Here is a 10,888-nt window from a genome sequence, read left to right as displayed (position 1 = left end):
TACATCGACATTGTCGGCTTTGATGCCTTCAGTAAAAATCGCGGTCGGGAAGGGCAAGACAACGTATTGAAATGGATGTCGACCCTTTTATCGAACCTGACTAAATCACAAGGCTGTTACGAATCGAGCATCGCCCACATGGGCCGCCAGCATTTCATCCTGATGCTGAAACTGGAGGACTACGAACGGTATTGCGCTGCTATGATCGAACAATTTGATACGGATGTGCGCCGTTTCTATACCCCGCAAGAATTGGACCAAGGCTTCTTATTGGCGAAGAGCGTCGACGGGCGCAGTGTGCATGCGCCCTTAATGGCACTTGCTGTCGGCGTTGCCCATACGCAGCACCGAAGTTTTAAGTCCGGCAAAAAGATGTTGGAGGTTCTCGCACAGGTACGCCAAAAAGCCCAACCTACCGAAGGGAAAAGCGTTATCTTTGTGGATCGGCGGCGTACTGACCGCTAGCCATAAAAAGGGCGCGGTACTTAGGGACTATATCCCTGTATTCCGACATGGCATAAAAGCTGTTGTGAAGCGCCTTTGATCAGCGGCACCGCATAATACCTTCGTGAGCGCTGCTCGCGACGAGAAAATGGTCTTCACCGAGTCCACAACTACTTTCTTTTCTTATACAACCATTAGTTTAAACCCTACGAGAGACCTATGCTTTATTCTTCATTTGGAAATACCGGTTTAACCATATCGCGCATTGGCTTTGGCGGCATGCGCTTTGAAAATCCTGCTGATACAGAAGCCATGGCTGAGATCGTCTACCATGCCTTTGAACGGGGCATCACCTATTTTGACACAGCGCCCACCTATTGCGACGATTATAGTGAAACGATCATGGGCATAGCGGTTAAGGAGATGCAAAAGACCCAAAAGCCTTTCTACCTTTCTTCGAAAACCATGGCGGCCGATCCCGATGCCGTCCGGCGTCAATGCGAAACCTCCATTGAACGCTTACACGTGGATGCCCTTGATTTTTATCATGTCTGGTGTCTTGTGCAGCCTGAAGATTTGGGGAAAAGAAAAGCAAAGGGCGTGCTCCGTGCGTTCCGACAGCTTAAAGAGGAAGGGCTGGTGCGTCATATCAGCGTGTCTACCCACTTAGAACATCAATACGTGGAAGCCATGCTCGAGGAAGGTGAAGGACTTTTCGAAAGTATGCTCATCGGTTTGAACTTACAGAACTACCATTTACGCAAGGAGGGCGTGCGGGCAGCAGCGGATCGGGGACTTGCAGTTGTCACCATGAACACGCTGGGCGGCGGCGTCCTTACAGAGCATGAAAAACATTTTCGCCATGTCACCGATGCGAGCCAACGGACCATGGTTCATACAGCGCTGCATTTTAATCTTTCTGTTCCCGGCGTGACCACAGCGTTGGTAGGATTTCGGAACAAAGCCGATGTGGATGATGCGGTTGCAGCTTTAGATTCTTATACGCCCATGGATCAGCAGGCTATCGATTCTCTGACCGAAACCATGAGCAGCTCCTATAAAGAATATTGCACGCAATGCGGGTATTGCCGAGATTGTCCCGAACACATCCCTGTGGTTCGCATGATGGAAGCCTATAATTTTTCACTGATGGACGCGCCGGGCACTGCGCTGCGTCATTTGAAATATCATTGGAATATTACAGATGTGGAAGATGTCTTGGCTGCCTGTACGCAGTGCCGGCAATGCGAAGCGGAATGTACGCAGCAACTTCCGATTTTGGATCGTTTCGAAGCCTTAAAAGAAGCGCAAAGGCAAGGCTTGGGCAAAGAAGAATAAGCTTCGGTCAGCGAGGTTTCTTTAACAGGTCGATGCACGCGTCATAGACTTGATCCGCCGTGATGGCATCCAGATACGCTTTTGCCTGCCGTTCTGTTAAATTGCGATCCAGTTCCTTGGGACCGGCATACAAGATATGGCTGATCTTGTTGTAGGGTTGGTGCTTTTGCGGGGAAGTACCGCCAAATATGGCGACTACCGGCACATCCATGGCGGCTGCAATATGCATAGGCCCTGTATCGCCGCCTACGTAAAGGGCGCAATGGCGGATCATACAGGCGTACTCTTTCAGACCGGGAGTCTCCGGCGCAATATGGGGATTACGCTTGCATTTTGATGCGAGCTTCTCCACACAAGCACGCTGACCGGGGCCCCACGTCAACAATACTTCAAAGCGTCCGTCAGATAAGAGCATATCGGCCAAGGCTGCATACCGATCAATAGGCCACTGCTTTGAAGGGCGGTCTACAGGCGCATGGAGCGCAACGATGCGTTTGGCGCTCTGGAATTGTTCTTGTACGTAGGCGTCAATAGCCTCTTCTACTTCTTCGGAAAGGGGAATGCTGTATTCGACTGCGCCGGGCCGTGCATTGGCCGCCTCACAGAGCAGCATATTCTCTTCCACACGATTGAGCAGCATGGACGGCAGACGCACTTTGTGGTTGGAAAAGAGATAGCCCAGCTCTTTGCCCCGTGGCGGCGCAAAAGCAAAACGGTCTTTGGCGCGCGTGAATCCGGCTGCGATACCGCTTTTGAAAATGCCGTGAAAATCTAAGACGATGTCATAACGGCTGTCACGGAGGGTTTTACAAAATTGTAAAAATGCAAGGACAGCTTTTTTGACTTCGGCAGGGCGTTTAAAGACATGTATCTGATCAAGGGCGGGATGGTCGAGCAGGATATCTTTGGACTTCTGTTCGACAGCCCAATCGATTTGGCCATGGGGAAAGCTGTGACGCAAGGCGTTTAAAGCAGGCAATACCCGTACAACATCTCCAATGGCGCTGAATCGGATGATTAAAATCCGAGGGAAACCGTTAATCATGAATAGAACCCATTTAAGGCGGGAAGCGATCTGTTTTCGGATTGAGGCAAACTGCGCCCCCATAGGGGCATGACAACTATCTATCCCCAACCTCCTCATAGGGAAGGGTAACTGGCGGAGAGGGAGGGATTCGAACCCTCGGTACGCTTTCACGCACACGCGCTTTCCAAGCGCGCACCTTAAGCCACTCGGTCACCTCTCCCAATGGCAGGAATTATACCCGACAAGGCGGGATCAAACCAAATCCGACATCCGAATACGTGATCGGGCAGGGTCAAACTCGAACTGTCTGCCCATCCGACAGGCGCTTCAATTGCTACGCGTATCGTTGGCCGGTTATTTAACGGCTATTGTCGCTTCCGAAGGTTCAGGGTAAAGCCTTGGCTCATGCCGGCTGATTACGAAAGCCGCGCTTGGAATCAACGTTCAATGTGCAGCGATTCCACATACCGGCGCAAGGCAGCGCAATCTTCTTCAGTAAGCTTCAACTCACCGGCTCCGGCATTCTCCTTCATCTGCGCCTCATTGCGTGTGCCGGCAAGAACGGAAGTAACCCCGTCTTGCGCGATGAGCCACGCTAAGAAAATTTGTGCCAAACTTGCGTCATAGCGATTTGCAATGGACTGTGCGAACTCCAAGGTCGTATTAATTCTGAGCCGATTATCGTGTTCAAACAGCTTTTTGTCGCGGCGCTGATCGCCTTTCTTAAAATTGCGATCCATAGCCACTTTACCGGTTAATAAGCCTTGTTCCAGGGGGCTATAGGCAAGAATACCAATATTATTCTCGCGGCAAAAGGGGAGAATTTCCTCTTCAATGGAACGGTCCAGCGCACTGTAACGCGGCTGATCACTTACGATGCGCCCCCATTTGAGGCAGCTTTCCAATTGATCCTTTGAAAAGTTACTCACACCAAAAGCGCGAATTTTACCTTCCTGCTGCAGCTTGGTTAAAATCTCCATGGTCTCTTGGATCGGCGTGCTCGGATCAGGCCAGTGGCACTGGTATAAATCGATATGATCCACGTTCAGCCGTCTGAGACTATCTTCACATTCCTTGCGGATAGAAGCTGCCTTAAGGTTACGGTAAACATCTAGATCCACTCCATCGTTGCTCTTCGTGCTGAAATGGTAACTGCCTTCCTTATCATCCCAACGGAGTCCACATTTCGTAGCAATAATGACTTGGTCACGGCGGCCTTTGACAGCCTCGCCCACCACACGTTCACTGTGTCCCATGCCATAGACAGGCGCCGTATCAATCAGCGTCATTCCGTGATCGATAGCGCCATGGATAGCGCGGATCGCAAGGTCATCATCCGTACCGCCCCACATCCATCCGCCAATTGCCCAAGCGCCAAAGGACACCACCGGTATTTTTAAATCACTGTTCCCTAATTGTCTATACTGCATGCAAAGCTCCCTTTTGGGATTACTGTTTCGGCACCTTCAAGGAGTGACCGATCACGACAATATCCGGATTCGAAATATTGTTGAGTTTGATCAGTTCTTGAAGGCTGATATTATATTTTTTGGCTATTTGCGAGAGATTTTCCCCGGTTGCGATCTTGTGTTCCGTGTACTCGGGTTCGGAAGAAACACTGGTCGTGACGGGTGCCGCTTCGTCGGCAGGCACCGGCGCTACAACTTCGGCAGCCGCCGGCGCAACGGTCGTTGCCGTTTCAACGGTGATCGGCTCGACAGTCACGGTCATTTCCAATTCTTCTTCCGATTCCTCCGCTGCAGCGGCGGATTCACTCTCTTGGCTTACCGATGCTTCTTTGTCGTCCTTTTTATCTTCTTTTTTTCCGGAGGAGGATCGCACTGAAAAGTTTTTGGTAACCGTAGAGGCATGTTCTTCCTCTGTGATTTCGAGATCTTCACTGTCATGATCAGGCTCTAAGGGCATGGCGGAAATTTCGACTACAGGCGGCAAGACCTCTTCCGTCACAGGCGGGAATTGTTCGGGCACATGGGTTTCAGGATGCTCGGTATCAACATCCGGGGCGGGCGTCTCTTCCTGATCGGCAGCAGCAGGAGCATCGACCGCCGGGGCGCTCGGCTCTTCATCCGCTTTATCATCATCAGCAACAGGCTCAGGCTGGACTTCTTCAACGGGCGCCGTTTCTTCTTCCACAGGATCAGCAGGCGCAACGATTTCTTCCGCTGCTGCGGCGGTGTCCGAAGATTCTTCCGGCGCCGCTTTCACTTCCGGCGCTGCTTTGTCTTGTGTTTCCGCAGGCGCCGCGTCCGCCACGTCCTTGGTCGTAAAAATGCTTAACTTTTGGCCGAATCTGATATTACTGTCGGACATGTTATTCCATGTCATAATGTTTTTCACGGATACTTGATAGCTCTGTGCGATACCCGTGAGCGTTTCACCCTTCTTAATGATATGTTCCACTTTTTTGGAACCTTCGGGCGGTGTCGCAGTCTCTTTTACCGGCGCTTTTTTCGGCTGCTCTTTGACCTCGGCTTCCGGCGCTTTTACTTCCTTCTCAGGAGCCTCAACAGGCGCTTCCGGTTCAGTTTCTTCCGCTGCAGGCGCCGCTTCTTCCAAGGTATCTTCGGCCGGCGCGGCAACTTCTTCCTCCACTTCATCCGCCGCTTCGTCTATTGATTCATCGGCCCCTTCTTCGGCATCGGCGACCTCATCGTCAATGGCGCTTTCATCGGGAACGGCAGTGTCTTCGTCTTCATTCACATCAGCCTCAGCCGCCGTTTCTTTTGTGCGCTGGCTTTTCACACGTTCCAGCTTCGTGCGCCACAAATCAAGCCGTTGTCGGGAAGCGAGCAAATTTTCCTCGCTCAGGACGCCGCTGGCGCAGGCGTCTTTGATGGCTGCCGAGATCCGCGTCATATCGTCAAGGCTCATGTCGGAAATCAGCACAGCATCGCATCCGGCGGCGAGGGCAGCGATAACATTCTCTTCTACCGATTTCCTTGACCAGGAAGCGACAGTACGTATATCTTCTGCCAGCAACACCCCCGAATATCCCCATTTATTACGAAATACTTCGCGCACAAGTACGGGAGACAAGGACGCGGGCCTTCCGGGTTGTTGCACATCTAAGGCGGGAACAGAGGCGCTGCTGATCAGCATGCCGCTAATGTCGTAGGCGGCGGCATCCATGAAGGGCATCATATTGGATGCAAGATATTCCACATTGGTTTCAGCGATGAGCGGCACGTTTCCTTCGCGTATCGAAGCAGAACCGATACCGGGATAATGTTTGGCTACCGCCATGACACCGCCTGCTTGCAGGCCTTCTGCGAAAGCGATGCCTGCTTGCGACACGGCTTCCGGTGAATCCCCTAAAAAGCGGTAACGATCGGAAGTCTTCTGTTTTTCCGGATCGAAAATATCAAGAACAGGCGTGAGTAAAACGCCAACCCCAAGATTCAGTGATTTTTCCGCCAAGTCTTTACCCGCAGCACGGATGGCGTCTAAGGTGTCCAGCTGCGCAAGATCACGGGGGGCAAGGGTTCCCGCCAGCCGTAACGGATTGGCAGCATCGCCGCCGTCTTGGGCGGTCACAATCAGAGGCTCCGCCGCGGAAGGCCCTTGGAGCGCTGCGTATTTGTTGATCTGCTGTACCAAGTGGCCGATCTGATTGGTATCCACCGTATTCGCCTGACGCAGCCAAACTCCGCCGGGCTTGAAGCGATTCAATAGCTCGGCGCTGTCCTCATCCAGATGGGTTCCCGGCAAGCTTATAAGCAGGTGACGGGCAGGCCAGACGCTTTCCGGATCCACTTGCGCAACGGCAAGATCCAGCTCTTCGCCTTTGCTCTGAAGCGGCACAAGGGTTGTTTCTGTCACTCCGTCAAAAGAAGATTCGGAGGCGGCCTCTTTATCGTCAGCGCCCTGCCGCATCTCCAACAGTGCGTAACAGAGTAAAAATCCAACAGCCAATCCTAAAAGAAAGGTGACAAGAAGTGTAGCGGAGGGGCCAAAGGAAAAGGAGTCTCGCTTTCCTTCTCCCGATTGGATTGGAATGTTGTCTGTATCGCCGCTATACCAAGATTGTTTTTCCATGGTGATTCCCTATCCGTGATGTTGAACGGCTTCAAGCCGCTTCAGTCTACAGCTGTCTTTCTACGATTGGTTCAAAACTACGGTATCCGATACCTTAGCATTGTATACAATTATAAGGCTAAACTGCATTCCCGCAACTTAACTTTGTACAAGATTCAAGATTTCTTGCTGATATAAGCGCCGCAAAATTTCGTTGCCCGCAGGGTTTAGGTGGCAATGATCATTGAAAAGCGTCTCTCCGGGTATCCCACGGGGCTCGGCGTCGATAATGGCAGCTTCCACATCGGCGAGCGGAAGCGCCCAGCGATGCGCAACGGCGCGAATAATTTCATTTTCCAAATCCGATGATTGGTGGCGAGGCGTCGCTTCTCGCAATAAGGCACGTCCCAGTTTAATGCCCTCGTCAACCTGTCCTTTTTCAAAAAGGCTCGTTACCGCCTCATAGCGTTCCCCATCCGTACCGGGCAAATTGGGCCGATACCATTTGGACGGGACCGTGCCTATAATGACAGGAACTTGGTTATCTTGACACAACTGAATCATGGTCTCAAGATTCTTTTCAAAGTCCGCCATCCGCGTACGGATTTCATCTTCGCTAAAACGATGCAGCCAAGTACGGGATGAATCCGGAATGGAAGCGGAAAGATCTCGTATGGCGCGGCTTTGCTCTAAGTTCTTGATGCGCTGCTGCGCCGTCTTATCTCGGATAAAACGATAGAAAGCGGAAATAGTTAACATGCGCTGAATCTTCGTATCCGACAGCGTGGCCAAGTGCATCTGTTCCAGCTCTTCGAATTCGTTATGTCCCGTATAGAGCAACACCACATCCGGCGCATAGCCTATGATCTCGGAAGCAATCAATACGAGTCGATGGGAACCGTAGGACAACCCGCCGCAATTGATAATCTCCACGTCCTTGTAGCGGTCGGACAAGGCAAGCGCCAAGTCCTGTTTCATTTGCTCAAATTCATAATCGAGGTAGTTCACCGACGATCCGCCTAAAGCAATGATGCGCAAGGTATCACGGGGCTTCACGAGTGCAAAACGTTGGTGTTGAAAAGAAGTACTTTTTTGAGGATTCGTTTCCATCATGCCGCCGGCACCAGGCACAAAGAGCCGGTCATCGGGATTAAAGCCTTGTCCCACATCTACGGGCATGGGCGGAATGTAACGCTCTCTGAGCCGTGCGCCCAATTCGGCGCAGGCAAAAATCAACAGGACAGGCAGCGCTATAAAGAGGGCTTGACGGGCATAGGAAGGACGGGAACCCGTGGGCGCGTCTGGTTTTCCCGGATCAGCAGGGATCGGATTCATCTCGTTTTCTTTCCGAGACATCGCTACTCTTATTCATTTTCGGTCAAGTGTTGATAGGCTTTTTTGCCAATATCGCTGCGGTACTGCACGCCTTCAAAATGAATACGTTCAACGGCGGCGTAGGCCTTCCGCACAGCCTCCTCATGGGTGGGCGCTGTGGCAGTCACATTCAGGACACGGCCTCCGGCAGTCAAAAGCGTATCGCCCTGCTGGCGTACGCCTGCCATAAAGACCGTAACGCCGTCAATGGTTTCCGCATTGGCAATGCCCGTAATCGCTTTACCCTTGGCATAGGCTCCCGGATAGCCACCGCTCGCCATAACGACCGACACACAAGGCGATGGGCTGTAGGCGATGTCATGGGCGGCAAGGGAACCGTCACAACAAGACTGGAGGAGCGGCACAATGTCACTGGTCATACGCGGCAGAATCGCTTGGGTCTCGGGATCACCGAAACGCACGTTAAATTCGATAACCTTCGGACCCTCCGCCGTAATCATAAGTCCGGCGTAGAGAATGCCCCGGTACGGGTTTCCTTCCGCCGCCATACCCGCCACGGAGGGAGCAAGAATATCCCTGCGAATAACTTCCATTAAGGCGTCTGACACGACAGGAGCCGGAGAATAAGCGCCCATACCGCCTGTGTTCGGTCCTTTATCCCCGTCCAGCGCCGGCTTATGATCTTGACTGGTTGCCAGGGTCTTGAAATTTTTGCCGTCGCACAATGCCAAGATGGAAGCCTCTTCGCCTTCCAGATAGTCTTCAATAACGATACGGGCGCCTGCATCGTCAAATACATTCTCAAGCATCGCCGCACGTACCGCTTCCTCCGCTTCGGAAAGGGTGTATACAACACTGACCCCTTTGCCGGCAGCCAGACCATCGGCTTTGATAACCAAGGGGAAAGCGGCTGTTTTTAAAAAGTCCAAAGCCCCTTGCGCATCATCAAAAACATGGTACGCGGCCGTGGGGATCTTATGCCGCTCCATAAAGGCCTTGGCGAAAGATTTGCTCGCTTCCAGTTGCGCCGCTGCTTTGGAAGGCCCAAAGACGGCGAAGCCTCGCTTTCCTAAAGTGTCGACAATACCTTCTGCCAGGGGCGCCTCAGGTCCTACGACGATGAGGCTAATGGATTCAATTTCCGCATAAGTGGATAACAGGTCAAAATCGTCGATGGCAACATTGACACAGATACCCTTTTCCAAGGCATCGATACCGGGGTTGCCCGGCGCGCCATAGACTTTTTTCACGAGCGGACTCTGGGCAATTTTCCACGCCAACGCGTGCTCACGCCCGCCACTGCCAATGACCATCACATTCATGAGTACTATCCTTATTAAAAAAAAGAGAGCTTTCGGAGAACAACTACGCTTCGCAATACTGCATTAAACTGCTGTTCTATCACGTGTTTCCGGCGTATCATATTGAAGGGCTTCCTTGTACACGCTTGCAGGGTGTTGCCTTATCCCAACCGGATAACACAGGGGTACACGATTTCTTTCCACTTGATATAGCCAACTCCCTGAAACCCTCCAACTAGTATACGAAAAGCAGCTTAAAATGTCGAATTTATCAAAAAAGCGCCTTTTCCTAAATTCGGGCTATACCAGCGTACCCGCCAACAAGAGGGCGCCAATGGCAACCACATCTTCTTCCAGGGCACAAGGCACAAGGGCTGTGGATCTTTTAAAGGGCCGAAAACTGTATTGTGCCAGTGCTTCCCGCAAGGGATTCAACAAAACATCGCCCATGAGCGAGACACCGCCGCCTAAGGCGATGCGCTGCGGATGAAACAAGGTCACTGCATTACCCAAAGTGATCCCCAAGCCTTGGGCGATACGGTCAATCTCTTGGAGGGCTCGATCGTCACCTAACCGTGCCGCCTCCGCCAAGAGGGCACAACTTAAACGGGTCTCGTCTTGGTCACAGAGTTTTGCTAAAGGTGATTCTAGATCCAGTGATTTCCAGCCCCGTATGCGCCGTTCAATAGACCACCCGGAGCATAAATGTTCTAATTTATCTACAGCGCCGGGAAGCGGAGAAGTCCAGTCGGGTATCCACGTATGCCCCAACTCGCAAGCGCCGAGCCCTTGTCCGTCATAGAGATGCCCGTCTATGATCAACGCGCCGCCAATGCCGCTGCCAATATTCATATACATAAATTGATGTAAACCTTGCCCTGCGCCCAGACAGTATTCCGCCCACCCCGCCGCATTGGCGTCGTTGGCAACGACTACCGGTAAAGCGAAACGCTCCTCAAATAAGAGTCGAATGGGAACATTTTCCCAGCCCGCTATTTGATGGGAAACCAAGACCTGCCCGGTCTTGGATTCTATGGGGCCGCCAAATCCAATGCCTATAGCCGCACAATCATCGGTGCGCATCAAGGCTTGTACTTGCTCGTAGCACCAAGCAAGTATGCCCGCCGCCCCCGCTTCCACATCCACGGCAGCGCGTCGATGCGCCAAAATTTCTCCTGACGGTCTGCCCAGAACAGCTTGTAATTTGGTTCCGCCAATTTCTATACCAATGACTTTTGAGGAAGAATCTTTCATTTCAATAACTCCCAACAGAGCGTGTACAACCGTGAAAATACAAATCTTTTGATCTTTAAGCCCTGTTCAATTTACGGCTAAGCCTACCATGATCACGGGCTTCAATGCATCTGCAGATTAACTTTTAGGTTATCACACTGAAACTCTTTTATAA

General features: G+C 51.8%; 8 protein-coding genes and 1 tRNA gene. 2 read left to right on the top strand and 7 right to left on the bottom strand.

The window, feature by feature from the left end; translation table 11 throughout:
• Both GX117_14240 and GX117_14235 read left to right on the top strand, forming a co-directional pair.
• On the top strand, positions 1–465 hold a 465-nt coding region (locus GX117_14240), incomplete at its 5' end, for a hypothetical protein (GenBank protein NLO34490.1).
• Between the two features lie 198 nt (positions 466–663).
• Positions 664–1,782, top strand: a complete 1,119-nt coding sequence (locus tag GX117_14235) for a hypothetical protein (GenBank protein ID NLO34489.1) — start codon at positions 664–666, stop codon at positions 1,780–1,782.
• A gap of 7 nt (positions 1,783–1,789) precedes the next feature.
• On the opposite strand, the gene GX117_14230 is transcribed toward GX117_14235, so the two are convergent.
• The 7 genes from GX117_14230 to GX117_14200 all read right to left on the bottom strand — a co-directional run bounded on the left by GX117_14230 (position 1,790) and on the right by GX117_14200 (position 10,734).
• Complete coding sequence (locus tag GX117_14230) at positions 1,790–2,827, bottom strand: glycosyltransferase family 9 protein (protein NLO34488.1); 1,038 nt, start codon at positions 2,825–2,827, stop codon at positions 1,790–1,792.
• Between the two features lie 112 nt (positions 2,828–2,939).
• Positions 2,940–3,029, bottom strand: a tRNA-Ser gene (locus tag GX117_14225).
• Between the two features lie 217 nt (positions 3,030–3,246).
• Positions 3,247–4,239 carry an aldo/keto reductase gene (locus GX117_14220; protein NLO34487.1) on the bottom strand — a complete coding sequence of 331 codons (993 nt, stop codon included), beginning with the start codon at positions 4,237–4,239 and terminating at the stop codon, positions 3,247–3,249.
• A 19-nt stretch (positions 4,240–4,258) separates the two neighbouring features.
• Positions 4,259–6,865, bottom strand: coding sequence for a LysM peptidoglycan-binding domain-containing protein (locus GX117_14215; protein NLO34486.1), 2,607 nt, complete (start codon positions 6,863–6,865; stop codon positions 4,259–4,261).
• A gap of 138 nt (positions 6,866–7,003) precedes the next feature.
• Entirely contained in the window at positions 7,004–8,200 is a 1,197-nt protein-coding gene (locus GX117_14210; GenBank protein NLO34485.1) for an SGNH/GDSL hydrolase family protein, read from the bottom strand.
• 8 nt (positions 8,201–8,208) lie between these two features.
• Entirely contained in the window at positions 8,209–9,501 is a 1,293-nt protein-coding gene (purD, locus tag GX117_14205) for a phosphoribosylamine--glycine ligase (GenBank protein ID NLO34484.1), read from the bottom strand.
• A gap of 279 nt (positions 9,502–9,780) precedes the next feature.
• Positions 9,781–10,734 (bottom strand): ROK family protein, encoded by a 954-nt coding sequence (locus GX117_14200; GenBank protein NLO34483.1) that lies wholly within the window; start codon positions 10,732–10,734, stop codon positions 9,781–9,783.
• Between the last annotated feature and the right edge of the window lie 154 nt (positions 10,735–10,888).

It is taken from the genome of Candidatus Hydrogenedentota bacterium, from assembly GCA_012523015.1.
GTDB lineage: Bacteria > Hydrogenedentota > Hydrogenedentia > Hydrogenedentales > CAITNO01 > JAAYBJ01.
The sequence above is the reverse complement of the archived record's forward strand: the minus strand, read 5'-3'. Positions and strand labels throughout refer to the sequence as shown.

Bases quoted from the DNA above. Each gene is read 5' to 3' on its own strand.
- GX117_14230 (NLO34488.1), bottom strand. From the start codon at position 2,827: ATGATTAACGGTTTCCCTCGGATTTTAATCATCCGATTCAGCGCCATT.
- GX117_14215 (NLO34486.1), bottom strand. From the start codon at position 6,865: ATGGAAAAACAATCTTGGTATAGCGGCGATACAGACAACATTCCAATC.
- GX117_14200 (NLO34483.1), bottom strand. From the start codon at position 10,734: ATGAAAGATTCTTCCTCAAAAGTCATTGGTATAGAAATTGGCGGAACC.
- GX117_14210 (NLO34485.1), bottom strand. From the start codon at position 8,200: ATGTCTCGGAAAGAAAACGAGATGAATCCGATCCCTGCTGATCCGGGA.
- GX117_14220 (NLO34487.1), bottom strand. From the start codon at position 4,239: ATGCAGTATAGACAATTAGGGAACAGTGATTTAAAAATACCGGTGGTG.
- purD (NLO34484.1), bottom strand. From the start codon at position 9,501: ATGAATGTGATGGTCATTGGCAGTGGCGGGCGTGAGCACGCGTTGGCG.
- GX117_14235 (NLO34489.1), top strand. From the start codon at position 664: ATGCTTTATTCTTCATTTGGAAATACCGGTTTAACCATATCGCGCATT.